Source organism: Rhodothermales bacterium (assembly GCA_034439735.1).
GTDB lineage: Bacteria > Bacteroidota > Rhodothermia > Rhodothermales > JAHQVL01 > JAWKNW01.
Map to the genome: position 1 here is coordinate 1 of JAWXAX010000299.1, position 16,237 is coordinate 16,237.

General features: G+C 64.3%; 12 protein-coding genes and 1 tRNA gene. 11 read left to right on the forward strand and 2 right to left on the reverse strand.

The window, feature by feature from the left end:
• Positions 1-2,302 (forward strand): DEAD/DEAH box helicase (locus SH809_20745; protein MDZ4702152.1); only part of this gene is annotated, 2,302 nt, incomplete at its 5' end.
• Between the two features lie 123 nt (positions 2,303-2,425).
• Here SH809_20745 and SH809_20750 read toward each other — a convergent pair.
• Together SH809_20750 and SH809_20755 are read right to left on the reverse strand one after the other, a co-directional pair.
• Positions 2,426-2,498, reverse strand: a tRNA-Gln gene (locus tag SH809_20750).
• A 172-nt stretch (positions 2,499-2,670) separates the two neighbouring features.
• Positions 2,671-4,503: a pentapeptide repeat-containing protein gene (locus SH809_20755; protein MDZ4702153.1), complete on the reverse strand. Its 1,833-nt coding sequence runs from the start codon at positions 4,501-4,503 to the stop codon at positions 2,671-2,673.
• 213 nt (positions 4,504-4,716) lie between these two features.
• On the opposite strand from SH809_20755, the gene SH809_20760 reads away from it, so the two are divergent.
• The 10 genes from SH809_20760 to SH809_20805 form a co-directional block, all read left to right on the forward strand.
• Positions 4,717-6,486: a dynamin family protein gene (locus tag SH809_20760; protein ID MDZ4702154.1), complete on the forward strand. Its 1,770-nt coding sequence runs from the start codon at positions 4,717-4,719 to the stop codon at positions 6,484-6,486.
• A gap of 33 nt (positions 6,487-6,519) precedes the next feature.
• Positions 6,520-7,977, forward strand: a complete 1,458-nt coding sequence (locus SH809_20765) for a hypothetical protein (protein MDZ4702155.1) — start codon at positions 6,520-6,522, stop codon at positions 7,975-7,977.
• Between the two features lie 140 nt (positions 7,978-8,117).
• Positions 8,118-9,254 (forward strand): bifunctional diaminohydroxyphosphoribosylaminopyrimidine deaminase/5-amino-6-(5-phosphoribosylamino)uracil reductase RibD, encoded by a 1,137-nt coding sequence (ribD, locus tag SH809_20770; protein ID MDZ4702156.1) that lies wholly within the window; start codon positions 8,118-8,120, stop codon positions 9,252-9,254.
• Between the two features lie 38 nt (positions 9,255-9,292).
• Positions 9,293-9,838 carry a Uma2 family endonuclease gene (locus SH809_20775; protein MDZ4702157.1) on the forward strand — a complete coding sequence of 182 codons (546 nt, stop codon included), beginning with the start codon at positions 9,293-9,295 and terminating at the stop codon, positions 9,836-9,838.
• 34 nt (positions 9,839-9,872) lie between these two features.
• Entirely contained in the window at positions 9,873-10,484 is a 612-nt protein-coding gene (locus SH809_20780; GenBank protein MDZ4702158.1) for a riboflavin synthase, read from the forward strand.
• Between the two features lie 45 nt (positions 10,485-10,529).
• Positions 10,530-11,930 carry a tRNA (N6-isopentenyl adenosine(37)-C2)-methylthiotransferase MiaB gene (gene miaB / locus SH809_20785; protein ID MDZ4702159.1) on the forward strand — a complete coding sequence of 467 codons (1,401 nt, stop codon included), beginning with the start codon at positions 10,530-10,532 and terminating at the stop codon, positions 11,928-11,930.
• An 18-nt stretch (positions 11,931-11,948) separates the two neighbouring features.
• Positions 11,949-13,271 (forward strand): sigma-54 dependent transcriptional regulator, encoded by a 1,323-nt coding sequence (locus SH809_20790; GenBank protein ID MDZ4702160.1) that lies wholly within the window; start codon positions 11,949-11,951, stop codon positions 13,269-13,271.
• Between the two features lie 40 nt (positions 13,272-13,311).
• Positions 13,312-13,899: an LptE family protein gene (locus tag SH809_20795; GenBank protein MDZ4702161.1), complete on the forward strand. Its 588-nt coding sequence runs from the start codon at positions 13,312-13,314 to the stop codon at positions 13,897-13,899.
• Between the two features lie 91 nt (positions 13,900-13,990).
• On the forward strand, positions 13,991-15,511 hold the full coding sequence (locus tag SH809_20800; protein MDZ4702162.1) for a glycosyltransferase: 1,521 nt from the start codon (positions 13,991-13,993) through the stop codon (positions 15,509-15,511).
• A 79-nt stretch (positions 15,512-15,590) separates the two neighbouring features.
• A partial coding sequence (locus SH809_20805) for a tetratricopeptide repeat protein (GenBank protein ID MDZ4702163.1) occupies positions 15,591-16,237 on the forward strand: 647 nt, incomplete at its 3' end.

Here is a 16,237-nt window from a genome sequence, read left to right on the forward strand (position 1 = left end):
GGACCCGCTTCCGCAGCGCCTCGCGGCCCATTACCTCGCCTGTGTCGAGGCCGAGGACCGGCGGTCGCTCCAGCTCCGCCTTGAGGACCAGGGCCGGCGGTTCATCGCCCCGTGGTCGGGCAACGAATCGTTCCAGCACCAGGGGCTCGACTCGGTCTTCTGCCGGCCCGCCGGCGACGCCGAACGCGCCTTCCTCACCAAAGGCACCGCCGACGCCCGCGGGGCCGATACGGGGTTTTACGGCTACCCGCTCTGGTTCGATGGCAAGGACCGCCTCTCGCCGCTTTTTATCCTCCCGGTACTCGTGGAGGACCTCGGCGGCCGGGGGCCCGAGCGGTCGTACCTGCTCCACCGGTCGGACCGCGTCATCCTCAACCGCTACCTCTTCGGGGCCTTCAGTGGCGAGGAACTGGACGAGATCCAGCGCGAGCTTGAAAACGAGGACTTCCCCTCGTTCACCGCCCGCCTATCCGCCGCCATGGAGCACGCCCGATCGCCCCGATTCGATGTCGCCGAGCGCGCCATCGAGCCCCTCCCCACCGACGGCGGGCCGCGGTGGATTCGTACCCCCGTCTTCCTCCGCGACGCGCGCGGGCCCTACACGTACAACCTCCGGCAGGACCTCGCCGCCATGGCCCGGTATGCGTCGGTGTATGGCGAAGCCGGCGGGACGGCGCTGGGGTTGCTCTGGGAAAAGGCTGCCGTCGCGACAGACAAAACCGACGAGGCGCCGGCCGTCACCGAGCTCATCCCCCTGAATCCTTCCCAGGAGACGGCCGCCGGGGCCTCGCTCCGTCACCCGCTCACCGTCATCACCGGCCCGCCAGGCACAGGGAAGTCGCAGGTCGTGGTCGATCTCCTCGCCGCCTCCATTCTCTCCGGCCAGCCGATCCTCTTCGCGAGCAAAAATAATCAGGCGGTGGATGTCGTCCGCCAGCGGCTTCGCGAGGCGCTGGGGGAGGAGATGGACTTCAGCCTGCGCGTCGGCAACCGCGAGGCGATGGACGCGATGGCGCCCGAGATCCAGGAGCGCCTCGGCCGGCTGATGGAGGCCGGCCCGCCGAACGATGGAAAAAAGGCCCGGCAACGACTCGCGCGCATCCAGAAAAAAATCGCCACCCACGACGCCCGGCCGCCTACCCCGAAAACGGCGGCCACCCGTGAGGCGAAACGGCGCGCCCTGAAGGACGAACTGGCCGACGCCACACGCCAGCTCTGCCGGGTCGTCTGGGCCGAGCGGCTCTACCGCAACGCCGCCACCGTCCGCCGCGCGCTGAAGGACTACCGCGAGGCGCTGCGCGAAGTGGGCGGGCGGGGGAGCGCCTTCATCCAGTCGCTCGACCGCCTCGCCGCGGCGCAGCGCACCCTGGCCGGTTTTTTTCCCATATGGATCACCACGGCCCTCTCCGTCCGCAACGCCGTGCCGCTCCGCGCCGCGCAGTTCGACCATGTGGTGATCGACGAGGCCAGCCAGTGCGACATTGCCTCCGCGGCGCCGCTCCTCTACCGGGCGAAGCGGGCGACGATCATCGGCGATCCTCACCAATTCCGGCACATTGCCGGCATCGATGAAACCGTCGAGGCCGCCCTCGCGACGAGCGAGGGGCTGCTGCCGGAGTGGTCGTACGTGACCCACTCGCTGTTCGACGTGGCGGCCCGTGCCTTCGAGCGGGCTGGCCGGCGGGAGCCGCTGTTTCTGGAAGAGCACTACCGCAGCCACCCGGACATCATCTCCTTCTCCAACACCCAGTTCTACGGCGGCCGGCTGACGATCCGGACGGATCTGGAGGCCATGGGTCGCCGGCTGCCGGGTGTCGAACCCGGCGTGTTCTGGTTGGATATTCGTGGGAACGTCCCGCCGTCAACGCGGAGCGCCTACAACCTCGACGAGATCGACGCCGTGATGGGGTATGTGGGGATGCTGATGACCACCGCCGGCGCCGACGTGAGCATCGGCATCGTTACCCCGTTCCGGGCGCAGACGGACAGGCTGAAGTCGAAAGTACGCGACGCCCCCTGGTACGACGTCGCGGACCGCCGGCTGCGCGTGGGCACGTCACATACGTTCCAGGGGGATGAGTGCGACATCGTCGTGTTTTCGCCTGTCGTGGCGGATGGCATCCGCGCCGGCGCGCGGGACTGGGCGGCCACCACGGAGTCGCTCCTGAATGTCGCTGTAACCCGCGCCCGCGCGGCGTTGCACATCGTCGGGGACCGCGCCGCGTGTGAGGAGGCCGGCGGGGCGCTGGCGGCGCTGGCGCGGCATGCGCGGCATCTCGACATGAACAAGAAGGTTGATTAGGTGCCTTTTGCAACCTTCTCCTCCCAGCGCAGCGGATTCAGCTTCCGCCTCCGAACGGACCGGACGGGCGGCCCCTCCGAACCACAACAAAGGCCGGCCTCCACGCGGAAGACCGGCCTCGGGTTGCCCTGAGAGGGCTCGAACCTCTAACCTCCTGATCCAGAGTCAGGCGCTCTGCCAGTTGAGCTACAGGGCAGCGGAGTAAGTGCAAAAGGCAAAGTGAAAAGGGCAAAATGGGTGCCTTCCTTCTTATTTTGCACAGGGTGCTGAAATGCACTCATTGGGGTGCGGTTCCTAGGGGGAAAATCTTCGTGGGAGATTCAGCGATTGCCGGTGTGCCAGGCATTCAACGGCGTCACGTAAAGCGTCTAGTTCCCCGGCTCCTGGCCACCCATGAGCACCTCCACGCAGGCCGTCGTCACCTGGCCCACGAGCGCCGCGTCCATCTGAGCGCCCAGCATCGAGCGGGCCTTACAGAGTTCGACCGCCGTCGCCCCCTCCACATCCCGCAGGTTCGCGCGCGACAGATTGGCGCCGGTGAGGCTCGCGCCCTCCAGGTTGACGCCATCCAGGTTCGCACCACGCAGATCGGCCCGATCCAAATTGGCCCGAAGGAGGATCGCGCCCATCAACGTAGCACCTTTCAGATCCGCCCCCTGCAAATTGGTCGCCGTGAGATCCGCGTTATCCAGCTGCGCCGAAAACAGCGTCGCCCGCTCCAGATGCGCCGCCTGCAGGCGCGCGCCGCGCAGGTCGGCGCCATCCAGATTCGCCCGTTCGAGGCTCATCCCGCGCAGATTCTGGCCGCGCAAATCGGCCGACGCGAGCTGGACCGACGGGAGTTCAACCGGGCCATAAAACAGCAGACCCCAGGCCAGTCCGCAACACGCCAGAACCACGACCGCCTGCCGCGTGCGCTGGTCCTGCCGGGCCTCTTCCCACAGAAACGGCCGCGGCTTCAGCCCCCGTAAGGTCGTTGCGCCCGTTTTGTAGAACGCAATGCCCAGCCAGATGCTCGCCGCGAACAGCAGGAGATGATACGCCGTGAACGGCCCGTGATGCCGGGGAAGATATCCCCACATGAAATACAGCAGCGTCAACGGCACCACCGCCCAGGCCGTAAACAACAGCACGCCCCGCTGGAGCCGGTAAAACGGGATGGGGATATCTTCCAACTGCGGGATGTGCGAACGGATGAGACCGTTCATGAGCCAGGGAAACACCTTCTTGTCGACCGATTTCCCATCCGGGAAGACGGCCGGGAACAGGGCCAGGTCCTCCCACAGCCGCTGGATGTACAGGTGGAAAAACACGAACAACAGAAACACCGCGAGTGGGCCGATCAGGTAGAAGCCAGAGATCGGGATCAGCGTCCCCAGCACGGGCAGCGGCGCAGACGCCGTCCGCGTGACCAGGTGGATGTCTTGCGTCGAAACCACCCCCAGCCAGGTGTACAGGCAACACGCCAGCATGCCCAGGTAAAGCTGGCTCGCCTTGCGCGAGGCGGACTCCACGTGGTCCAGCCAGTCCAGCTTCTCAATCCCTTCCGGCAGCTCCGCGCCCGACACGTTCGCCCCGCGTAGCTGGTTGATCTGCAACCCCCGCGCCCCAAGCACATTCGCCTCCTGCAAGTTGGCCTCGTGCAACACGGCGTGGGTGAGGATCGCGTTGTGAAGGTTCGCCCGGCCCAGGTTTGTGCCCTGCATGTTCGCCAGCGACAACCGGGCTTCCTGTAGATTCGCCCGGCTCATGTTCGCCTTCTGGAGGCTTGCCTCCCGCAGGTTCGCGCGGAAGAGATTGGCCTGCGTCAGATTCGCACCCTGCAAATTCGCCAGCGACAGCCGCGCGCCCTGCAACTCGGTTTCCCACAAACTCGCCTTCTGCAGGTTGGCGCCGCCGAGTAGACTGCCCTGGAGATTCGCCTTCGACAGGCTAGCGCCCTGTAGATTGGCCTTGGAGAGATTGGCCTGGTAGAGATTGGCTTCGGAAAGATTGACGCCGTGGAGATCGAGCCCGCCCAGGTTCGCCCGCTCCAGATTTGCCCGCCGGCCCAGCTTCCCGGCCGAATCCACCCACGCGCGGTGCTCCTCGAGCAACCGATTCAACTCGGCCGTCGAGATCTCGATAAAAAAGGTCGGCTCAGAATCGTAGTCGGCCGGCGTCGTCCGGCCCAGGCCGCGCGTATTGGGGTCGCTATCCATGGATTGGGGTCAGTAGAAATCGATGGCACGAAAGGCCCCGGACTCGTCGAGAAGCTACCGGAGTACGTTGATTTCGTTCCGGCTACTCGGTGTTGCTGTATATTCGGGGAGGTTACAGGTTGACCATCTCCAACCTGCAATCCTTCGAGTCCGTCGGCTAACGCCGCCGTCCCTCAGGACAGACCTGCCAACCTGCAACCTGCAACCATCCCCATGCCAACCTACACCGACCCCCGTTACACCGCACTGCTCACCGACGAGCGGGAGGCACTGGTTCGTCTTAGGAGCCTGTTGGGGCGCACCGAGGAGGAGGCGCAGACGCTCCGCCGGCTGGACGATATCGTCGACAACCTCGACGCGTTGTTCCTTCTCGTGGTCGTGGGCGAGTTCAACGCCGGGAAGTCCAGCGTGATCAATGCCCTCTTCGGCGAGAAAATCATGGAGGAGGGGCCGATCCCCACCACCGCGAAGGTGACGGTCATCCGCCACGGGGAGGCTCGGATGGACCGCCAGGTTTCCGAGTTCCTGGTCGAGCGCCGGCACCCGTCGCCGCTGCTCCGCAGCATGAACCTGGTGGATACGCCCGGCACCAACTCGATCGTCCGCGAGCACGAAACGATCACGGAAAACTTCATCCCCCGGGCGGACCTCGTGCTGTTTGTCACGTCTTACGACCGCCCGTTGTCCGAGTCGGAGCGCGCTTTCCTGTCCTTCATCCGGGATGCCTGGGGCAAGCGCCTGGTGTTCGTGGTCAATAAAGTGGACCTCGCCCGCACCGAGGCGATGCTCCAGCAAGTGCTCGAACATGTCGCTGCCGGCTGCCGAGATGTCCTGCATTTCTCCCCGCCCATCTTCCCCGTCAGCGCCGAGCTGGCGTACGAGGCGAAACAGCTGCCAACGGGCCCCGAGCGCGACGAGCGGTGGGCCAGAAGCCGCTACGGGGCCTTCGAGGCGTTTATCGACGAGATCCTCACCGACACTGAGCGCATGGCCCTCAAGTTCAACGCCCCGCTCGACGCCGGCCAGCGCCTGCTCGAACACCTCGGCGCCCGGATGACCGCCCGCGCTCAGGTGTTGGGGGAAGACGAAGCCAACCTCGCGCAGCTCGATCAGCACATGGCCGCCGCGCGCTCCGAACTCACCGAGGGCTACACCCGCCGGCTCACGGAAGTGGACAACCTCTTCCTCCAGATGGAAAAACGCGGCGTCCAGTTCCTGGAAGACACGATCCGCATCTCCAAAATCGGGATGCTGAAAAATCGCGACCTGTTCAAGGAGGAGTTCGGCCGGCAGGTCATCCAGGACACCGACCAGCAGATCGAAGCCCAGGTCACCCAGGCCGTCGACGCCCTCCTCAAACAGGCGCTCAACCTCTGGAACCAGACGCTCAACGAATTCGCCGACCGCGTCCGCCGCGTTGCCGGGCCCACGAACTCCCAGCGGGGCGCCTTTTTCTACAACCGCGAAGAGCTGTTCCATGGCATCATGCGCGAGGCCGGCCGCAAGATCGAACTCTATAACCTGCGTGAAGAGGCCCGGCGCATCCTCGAAAACGCCCGCAACGCCGCCCAGATGTTCGTCGGCGCCGAGGCCGTGGCCGTGGGCATCGGCGCGCTCACGACGATCGTCATCAGCGCCACGGCGCTCGACGTGACGGGAGGCTTCATCGCCGCCGGCGTGCTTGCCGTCGTCGGCCTCATCTTCCTCCCGCGCCAGAAACGCCGCGCGATCGACGAGTTTCGGCAACGGGTGGAGGCCCTCCGCAAGGATGTGCGCCACGCCCTCGACGAGCAACTCGGCCAGGAAGTCGAGACTTCCCTCGAACGGGTCCATGAGACCATCCGGCCGTACAGCGCGTTTGTACATCACGAACGCCGGCTGGTAGATGAAGTCGCCGCCGAAAAAAAGGCCATCGAAACACGCCTCGGCGAGCTCCGCCAGCGGGTCAACCGGGACGTCGGAACGGTGGGGCTGGCGTCGTGAGGTGTGTGGATTCTACCCTATCCGTTACCCTTCATGAGGCATTTCTTTTTCATGCTGTATGGGATCGTGCTCGCCGTGGCGCCTACAGTAGCGCCGGCGGCAGGGCAAATCACGCACTTCATCCCGTCTGATTCGGAAGTCGACTCCACCCGCCTGGTCGATCCGGAATTCGGGTACGATACGGACTTCGACGTCGGCATCAGCCGCATCGAGAACGCGGACGGCAAGCGCAACCCCTATTTTGCCACGGCCCTCCTGCCCGAGTTCTCCTACGGCCTCTACAGCGCCGGCCTCCTCCTCAAGCTCCACTACAACCTGAAGGGGGGAGGAACACGAAAGGAGGATTACGACACATTCAGCGACTTCCTCAGCATCATTCGCTACATCCAGTACGCCGAAAAACGCGAAGGCGACCGCTACGCACGATTCGGCGAACTCGAAGACGCCACGCTGGGCTACGGACAGTTCATCAACTTCTTCCGCAACTCCACCAGCCTCGACAACCAGAAGCGCGGCCTGGAAGGGTACTACCGCCTGGGTAATTTTCAGGCCGAAGCCGTTTACTCCAACCTCCTCGCCGCCGAGGTGTACGGCCTCAGGGGCTCTTATAAACCTTTTTTCGCGGACCCCTCCCATCGCTGGCAGTTCCTCGACGTGGGCGTCAGCCTGGCCGGCGACATCAGCCGGCAGGGCACGCTCGTCAATCCTGACCTCCCCGGCTTCCCCTTTCTCACCGACCCGTCCCTCCAACGCCCCGACGTGCTCGACACCCCGGTCGGTGAACGTGCCTCGCGGATCGCCATGGTCGGCGTGGACTTCGGCCTGCCGATGCTGACCACCGAAACCTCCCAGACACTCGCCTACCTCGAGCTGGCCCAGATTCTCAACTACGGGCGTGGGGTATCGGTAGGGGTTCTGGGAGATTGGATGCTCGAGAACGACCTGCGCCTCTCCGCGCAGCTCGAACAGCGGCTGCTCGGAAAGCAGTACCTGGCCAGCTACTTCAACGCCCTGTACGAGGTTGAACGTTTTCGCCGCGTCGGGCTCGATGCCGACGGCGAAACCATCGATGCCCTCAATACCAAGCAGAATTTGCTCCTCTCGTACGATCGAGCCCGCCTTGGCACCTACCTCTCCATGTCCTGGCGTTTCCAACGAGCGCTCCAGTTCACCTGGAGCTACGAGTACATCTGGAATCAAGACAACAACGGCTGGTTTCACCTGGACGCACGGGTAAAATCAAAGGACCTGCCCGTATTCGTCCGCTTCTCGTTCGACCAGGTACGCGCCCAGCCGCTCCAGGCTCAGACGAGCACCGGGCGCAACATCACGTTGCTCCGCTTCGACGGCGCTTACCAGTTCTTCAAGTACATCATGCTCGGCTTCGGCTTTCGCCACAGCTACGAGCCCGTCTTCGACCGCGGCATCCCTACCGGCCTCAAACGCCGCCGGCGCGTCGAGCCCCGGATGCGGGTGATCCTTCCGCTGTAGCAAAACGCTCCAGCGATTAAAAATCACAGATGAAAGATTCGAGGGATTTGGAACACAGGCCGGCGTGTAGTCTACCATCTGCGCTTTTTGTCGATTACTCCTTTAATCACTTCGATCTTTAATTTTTAATCCCAGATACATTGTCGTCCGACCTCACATCCGATGAACGCTGGATGCGGCGCTGCCTCGAGCTGGCGGCGCGCGGAGCCGGGCGGGCGAGTCCGAATCCGATGGTCGGCTCCGTTCTGGTGGGCCCGGCCCGTGAAGTGCTCGGCGAGGGATGGCACGAGCGCTTCGGCGAGGCGCACGCCGAGCGCAATGCCCTTTCCGACGCCGAACGCGCTCACCCCGGGCGATCGTTCGAGGATGCGACATTGTACGTCAACCTCGAGCCCTGCAACCACCATGGCAAAACCCCTCCGTGCACGGACATCATCCTGGAGAAACGTATCCAGCGGGTGATCGTGGGAATGATCGACCCGTTTCCGGCCGTCTCCGGCAGTGGCATCGCGCGCCTCCGGTCCCACGGGGTGTCGGTCTGCCTGGGGGTCTTGGAAGCGGAGTGCCGGCAGTTCAACGAGGCATTTGTGCACCGGGTGCAGACCGGCCGGCCGCTCGTGACCCTCAAAATCGCGCAAACACTCGACGGCCGCATCGCCGCCGCGTCGGGCGATGCGTGCTGGGTGAGCGGGGAGACGTCGCGCGCGCTGGTGCACCGCTGGCGCGCCGAGTTGGATGCGGTGCTCGTCGGCGCGGGAACCGCGGCAGCCGACGATCCGGCGCTCACCGTCCGCCACGTATCCGGCCGGCAGCCTGTCCGTGTCGTGCTCGACCGCACCGGATCGTTGCCCCCCTCGCTGCAGCTGTTCACGGATGCACACGTGGCATCGACCGTCGCCGTCATCGGCCCCGGCGCCCGGCCGGCCTACGCCGCCGCGCTGAGGGCCGCCGGCGGACGACTCGTGGTCGTGGATGAGGCGGCGGGGCATCTGGATCTCCGTACCGTGCTGGACCGGCTGGGATCGGAAGGCGGACCCGGCGGCCGGCGGATGAACACGGTCCTCGTGGAAGCCGGCCCCGGACTCGCATCGGCGCTCCTGGAGCAGGACCTGGTGGATCGCCTGGCCGTCTTCATCGCCCCAAAAATTATCGGCGACGGGGCGCCCTCGTTCGCGCTCCCCGGCATCCCGCGCATGACCGACGCCATCCGGTTCTCGGAGTACCACTGGGAACCGTCGGGTGAGGATATGCTGTTCCTCGGGTATCGCCGGTTGTGACGTCGTCACATGAAATCTGGATCTCGCCCGGTACGCGCATGCCGCCCGATACGTCTTATACCTATGAGGACTTCGCCCTTCTCCCCGAGGGGGCGCCTTATCAACTCATAGACGGACAACTCGTCGTGTCGCCATCGCCATCCACCTATCATCAGACGCTTCTACTCCGTCTCGCCTCCCGCATCCATCGCTTTTGTGAGGACTCAGGACAGGGAACGGCCTTCATCGCACCCATCGATGTCTACCTCTCCGACACCGATGTCTACCAGCCGGATCTGGTCGTCGTCCGGGCCGGCGGGCTCGCCATCGTCGAACCCCGGCTCATACGGGGCGCCCCCGACCTGGTGGTCGAGATCCTCTCCCCGTCGACCGCCTACTACGATCTCCACCAGAAAAAAACGGCCTACGAGCGGCACGGGGTGGTGGAATACTGGGTGGTCGACCCGATCGAGCAATCGGTAGAGGTATTCGAGCGTGGGCACGAGGGGTTTGTGCTCCTCCAGCGGTCCGCCGGCGCGGAAGCCGCCACCTCCCGATGCCTGTCGGGATTCCACGTCGAACTCGAATCCCTCTTCCAGGGTTAAAGGGGCCGTTTCATTCATCAGCGGTTCCGCAACCATGTTTACGGGCATTATCGAAGAAGTCGGCCGGATCGCCGGCGTGGAAGACCTGGGCGGGGGGCGGCGTCTGCATGTCGAGGCGTCGTTTGCCCCGCAGCTCCGGCCGGACGAAAGCGTGGCCATCAACGGGGCGTGTATGACGGTGGTTCAGGTCGACGGCCTTTCATTCGACGTCGTCGTCGTCGAGGAATCCCTCCGCAAGACCACCCTCGGCGACTTCACCGCCGGCCTGCGGGTCAACCTCGAACGCGCCATGCGGATGGACGGCCGGATGGACGGGCATTTCGTGCAGGGCCATGTGGACGCGACCGGCGTCGTGGAAGAGGTCGTCGAAGAGGTCACCAACCGCCTCTACCGGATCCGGTTTGCACCGGAGTACGCCGGCTACCTCGTGCCGCAGGGCTCCGTCGCGATCGACGGGATCAGCCTCACTATCGCGCGGCTGGAGCGCGACACCCTCACCGTCGCCATCATCCCCCATACCCTGGCCCACGCCAACGTGCCGGCGTGGACGCCCGGCGCGCGGGTCAATCTCGAGTTCGACATGATCGGAAAATACATCGTCCGGTTCCTCGAACACCGAGGAAGGGATCCCGAGACGATGAGTTGAATATCATGGTCTGACAAGTTGGCATCATTCCCAATTACCCGCACCATGAACCCCATTTCCGACATCGGCATTCTCGACGATCTGGACGCCCCCCGCGCCGCCGGCCTGGAAGCGCCCGGCGCCCGGCTGGTGTATCTGGAGACGTACGGCTGCCAGATGAACGTGTCGGACTCCGAGATCGTCGCCTCCGTGCTCCGTGAGCAGGGGTTTGGCCTCACCCGGAATGCCGACGAGGCCGATGTCGTGCTCATCAACACCTGCGCCATCCGCGACAACGCCGAGCAGAAGGTGCGGCAGCGGCTCGCCACCTTCCGGTCCGAAAAACGCCGCGGCCGGCGTGGCCTGACGCTGGGCGTCCTCGGGTGCATGGCCGAGCGGCTGCGGCACAAGCTGCTGGACGAAGAGCAGCTCGTCGACCTCGTCGTCGGCCCCGACGCGTACCGGGATCTGCCCAACCTTCTGAACGCCTCCCGGGAAAGCGGCCAGGCCGCCGTCAACGTCCAACTCTCCCGCGAGGAGACGTACGCGGACATCAACCCTGTGCGTTATGACTCGAACGGCATTTCGGCCTTTGTGTCCATCATGCGCGGATGCGACAACATGTGTTCGTTCTGCGTAGTGCCCTTCACCCGCGGGCGCGAGCGCAGCCGGCCGGCGACAAGCATCCTCGACGAGTGTAAGCAGCTCGTCGATCAGGGCTTCAGGGAGGTGACGGTGCTCGGTCAGAACGTCAATTCCTACCGAGCGGACGACACCGGCGGCGGCGTCTCGTTCGCTGAATTACTCTACCGCATCAGCCTCCTGTCGCCGGATCTGCGGATCCGCTACTCGACGAGCCACCCCAAAGACTGCTCCGACGAGCTGCTGCACGTCCACCGCGAGCGCGCGAACGTCTGCAACTTCATCCACCTGCCCGTCCAGCACGGCAACACCGAGGTGCTGGCCCGCATGCGCCGCACCTACACGCGGGACGAGTACCTGGCCCTCATCGACCGCGCCCGCGCCATCGTGCCGGGCGTGTCGTTTTCGACGGACATCATCGCCGGCTTCTGCGGCGAGACCGAGGCCGAGCACCGGGACACGCTCAGCCTGATGGAACACGTGGGCTACGACAGCGCCTTCATGTTCATCTACTCCGAGCGGCCGGATACCTACGCGGCGCGTAAATACACCGACGACATCCCGATCGACGTCAAGAAGCGCCGGCTCGGGGAGATCATCGAGGTGCAGAACCGACTGTCGCTGGTCAGTAACCAGGCCGAGGTCGGGCGCCGGCACACCGTCCTCGTCGAGGGCCCGAGCAAACGCGACGCGAACCAGCTGTGCGGGCGCACGGATACCAACAAGATGGTGATCTTCGACCGCGCCGGCCTCGCGCCGGGCGACTATGCCGAGGTCATCATCACCGGCTGCACATCGGCCACCCTGTTTGGCGCCATTGCCTAGAGACCTTGCCTAGAGACCATGGATAGAGAATCCGTTCAAGAACGATTCGGTATCGTCGGCACGTCGGCCGCAATCCGCCACGTGATCGACCAGATGCGGCTGGTCGCGCGAACGGAGGTGAACGTCTTGATCCAGGGCGAAAGCGGCGTGGGGAAAGAGGTAATCGCCAGGGCGATCCACGAGATGGGCACGCGCCGGCATAAAGCGCTGGTCATCGTCAACTGCGGCGCCATCCCCGAAGGTCTCATCGAATCCGAGCTGTTTGGCGCTGAAAAAGGGGCCTACACCGGCGCCACCGACCGACGGAGCGGCCATTTCGAGGAGGCGGACGGAGGGAGCATCTTCCTGGACGAAATCGGCGAGATGCCGCTGGCGGCCCAGGTGCGGCTACTGCGCGTGCTTGAGACGGGCGAGTTTTCCCGAGTGGGGTCATCGACGGTGATGAAGTCGGATGCCCGGGTGATCGCCGCGACCAACAAAGACCTCGGCAAGGAGGTCCAGGCCGGCCGCTTTCGGGAGGACCTCTACTACCGGATCAGCACGATCATCATCCAGATCCCCCCGCTGCGGGATCGCCAGGAAGACATCCTGCCCATCTTCGAGAGCTACCTCCACCAGTTCGCCAGGAAGTACAACTCCCCCATGCGCCGGCTGGACGAGGAGGCACGTCGCATGTTGTTGCGGTACCGCTGGCCCGGCAACGTCCGCGAATTGCGCAACCTGGCCGAACAGGTCATCGTCCTCATCAACCGGGACCTGTTGGGCGTGGAGGACATCCGCTCGTTCTTGCGCGGCGTGACCGTGTCCGGGGCGTCGAGCGAGATCGTCCCGTCTCTCCGTACCGCGAGCCGGGTGGAAAGCGAGGGCGACGACCGCGGCCGCGAGTTGATTTATCGCGCCCTGCTGGAATTGCGGTTGGAGATTCGCGATCTGAAAGAGCACATCGGGCGTCTGACGCAGGGTGTGCGGGTCCCCAAAAGCGCCGAATCGATGGAAACGGCCGAGTACGAACAAACAAACGGCCCGCTGGTCATTGTTCGCGACGGCGCCGGCGATGACACGTTTTCGTCGATGGCCGAAGAGGTGACCTACGAACTGGAGCCAACCCTTGTGCACGGCCGGCCGCTCCTTGGCAGCGGCGCCCCCCGCCCGATGGAGGAGCCGAACGGGGAGGTCGAAGTCGACGATCCGGTTTTTCCGACCCTCGAATCCGCCGAGCAAACGCTAATCGCTGAGGCGCTGAAATACTACAAGGGCAACCGCCGGCAAACCGCGCGCGCGCTGGGCATCAGCGAACGGACCCTGTACCGCAAGCTAAAGGAGATCGATGAAGAAGAGTAGGACAAGGAACAAGGAACAAGGAAAAAGGAACAAGGAAAAAGTGACCTATAAAGATCCGTCTCCCGTTTCCCGTTTCCCGTCTCCCGTTTCCCGTTTCCCGTTTCCCGTTCCCCCGTTTTACCATTTCCCGTTTTACCTTTTACCTTTTACCTTTTGCCTTTCCTTCGCCGGTTGTGGTTTTTACAGCTTCACCGGCGCCTCCATTCCCGAGAACATCCAGACGATCGCCATCCCGCAAGTGGTCGATAACAGCCTTAACACGTTCCCCACGCTGGGTGATCAGATGACGGAGTTGCTGATCAACCGCTTCGTACGGCAGACGCGCCTGTCGCTGGTCGAAAACGAAGACGAAGCGGATGCCGTGCTGACCGTCGAACTCCAGCGCTACACCAACGCTCCCTCCGCCGTCAGCGGTGAAGAACGCGCCGCCCTCAACCGCGTCAGCCTTACCTCCGCCGTCGTTTACATCGACCGCTCGGGCGCGGACGAAAAAGAGCTCCTCCGGCGCTCCTTCACCAGCTTCGAGGAGTACGACCCCGTCAACCTCGACGACGAGGAAGTCGCCGCCATAGCCGCCCTCCAGAACCTCGCCGACGACATCTTCACCGCCGCCACGTCGAACTGGTGATGTTGGTTGGCAGGTTGGCAGGTTGCAGGTTGGCAGGTTGTGTTGACTGAAATAACTTGCCAACCTGCCAACCTGTAAACCTGCCAACCCTTTGCTACCCGTCCTCTACGCGCTTGCCACCGCCGTCATGACCGTGTACGGAGCGAACCTGCTCTGGCTGGCGGTGACGTTCGCGCGCCACGACCGGCTGCGCGAGGGCCCGGTGCCGCCGGTGGATGGAGTGCCTCCCCTCACCGGCCCGACGCCGGTCGTGACCGTCCAGCTCCCGCTATATAACGAACCCCTCGTCGCCGAGCGCCTGATCGATGCGTGTGCGTCGCTCGACTACCCGAAATCCCACCTGGAAATCCAGGTGCTGGACGACAGTACCGACGACACGACCGGCATCGTCACCCGCCGGGTCGACTTCTGGCGGCAGCGCGGGGTCGACATCGTCCTCATCCACCGGGCCGACCGGGCCGGCTACAAGGCCGGCGCCCTGAAAAACGGCCTCCGCCTGGCCCGCGGCGAGTTCATCGCCATCTTCGACGCCGACTTCCTCCCTCACCCCGATTTTCTCGTGCGCTTGCTGCCGTCATTCGGCGCCGGCCCGCAAGATATTGGCCCGGAAGATATTGGCCCGAAGAAGATCGGAATGGTGCAGGCCCGCTGGGGCCACCTCAACGCGGACGAGTCGCTCCTCACCCGCATCCAGGCGTTTGGCCTGGACGCCCATTTCGCGCTTGAGCAGTTCGCACGCAACCGGGCCGGCTACTTCATGAACTTCAACGGCACCGCCGGCATCTGGCGACGCGCCTGCATCGAGGATGGCGGAGACTGGGAGAGCGACACGCTGGCCGAAGACCTCGACCTCAGCTACCGCGCCCAGCTCAAGGGGTGGCGATTTCTGTTCGTCGAGGATGTCGAGGTGCCAGCTGAGCTCCCAACCGAAATCGATGCGCTCCGCACCCAGCAGTTCCGGTGGACCAAGGGCGCCGCGGAGGCGTCGCGCAAGCTGCTCGGCCGGCTATGGCGCTCATCCGAACGTGTCGGCGTGAAGGTCGAAGGGACTTTCCAACTCACCGCTCACTTCGTCTTCCCCTGCATCCTCACCGCCGCCCTGCTGCACGCGCCGCTCCTGTTGCTTTCGCACCTCGGCTACGACGGCCCGGGGCCCATCTATTTCGCCTTCCTCGGGTTCGGGCTCATCGGATTCGCTGGTTTCTTCCTCGCGCAACTCTACGCACAGCGCGCCCTGTACCCGGATTGGCCCCGCCGCGCCGCCTTCTTCCCGCTATTTATGGCCGGCTCCATCGGGTTGGCCATCAACAACACACGTGCCCTGGCGCAAGGGCTGTCCGGCCGGCGCACGGAGTTCGTGCGAACCCCCAAAGGCGGCGTCGGCGCGGATCCTTCCCCGCGAATGTCCATCTGGCGCGTCGCCGAGGCCGCCCTGGCCGTGTACAGCCTGGCCGGCCTGGGGGCGATAGCCGCCTACGGCGAGTGGGCCGCCGTGCCGTTTCAATCGATGTTTGCGCTCGGATTCGGCCTGGTGGCCGTCTATAACCTGCGTGCAAAACAACGGACCCGGCGGCCATCAATCGCCCCACTTGGCGCTGCGGTTCACAAATAGTATTTTAAGATCGAACCCTGGCTCGTTTCCAGGCGTTTGTCAGCACTCCCGTACTACGCGCCCATGCGTGTGTGAAGCCATGCCCGTTTTCGACATAAAAGAGCCGCTCGCCTTTTTGCGCGAGGGGAAAGCCGACGAGGCCATCCCGATGCTCGAACATCTCGTGCAGATCACGCCGGGGCACGTGACGGCCTACGTCCTGCTAGCCCAGGCGTACGCGTCCGAAGCCCGCTGGCGGGATGCGATGTCGACGTGGCAACAGGCCGCCTTCCTCATGCCCAACAGCCCGGCGATCATCAAAGGCCTGGAGCATGCGATGCAGATGTTCTCGATCGCCGGTTCGAGCATTAATGATGTAGAACCGGCGCCCGTCGTCGAGCCTGAGGGACACGAAGAGGCCGTGGATAGCGAGCCGGAAGCGGACCTGGAGCCGGCTGCCTTCTTCTACACGGAAACGATCGAGCAAGAAACTGAAGTCGTACTAGAAGATGCGACGGATCTGGCGACAGGAGAAGTGACCGAATTCGTTACCGATAACGCGGCCGAGCGGTTGACCGACGACGTCACCGAATACTTTACCGAGGACGCAACCGAGCAATCCTCCGACAACGTCACCGATTACTTTTCCGACGACGTCACCGAATACTTTTCCGAGGACGCAACCGAGCAATCCTCCGACAACGTCACCGAGTTATTGACCGAGCAGGCGACCGAACAATTAACCGA

Coding starts and splice junctions, on each gene's coding strand:
- SH809_20755 (MDZ4702153.1), bottom strand. CDS start 4,503: ATGGATAGCGACCCCAATACGCGCGGCCTGGGCCGGACGACGCCGGCC.
- SH809_20760 (MDZ4702154.1), top strand. CDS start 4,717: ATGCCAACCTACACCGACCCCCGTTACACCGCACTGCTCACCGACGAG.
- SH809_20765 (MDZ4702155.1), top strand. CDS start 6,520: ATGAGGCATTTCTTTTTCATGCTGTATGGGATCGTGCTCGCCGTGGCG.
- SH809_20775 (MDZ4702157.1), top strand. CDS start 9,293: ATGCCGCCCGATACGTCTTATACCTATGAGGACTTCGCCCTTCTCCCC.
- SH809_20780 (MDZ4702158.1), top strand. CDS start 9,873: ATGTTTACGGGCATTATCGAAGAAGTCGGCCGGATCGCCGGCGTGGAA.
- miaB (MDZ4702159.1), top strand. CDS start 10,530: ATGAACCCCATTTCCGACATCGGCATTCTCGACGATCTGGACGCCCCC.
- SH809_20790 (MDZ4702160.1), top strand. CDS start 11,949: ATGGATAGAGAATCCGTTCAAGAACGATTCGGTATCGTCGGCACGTCG.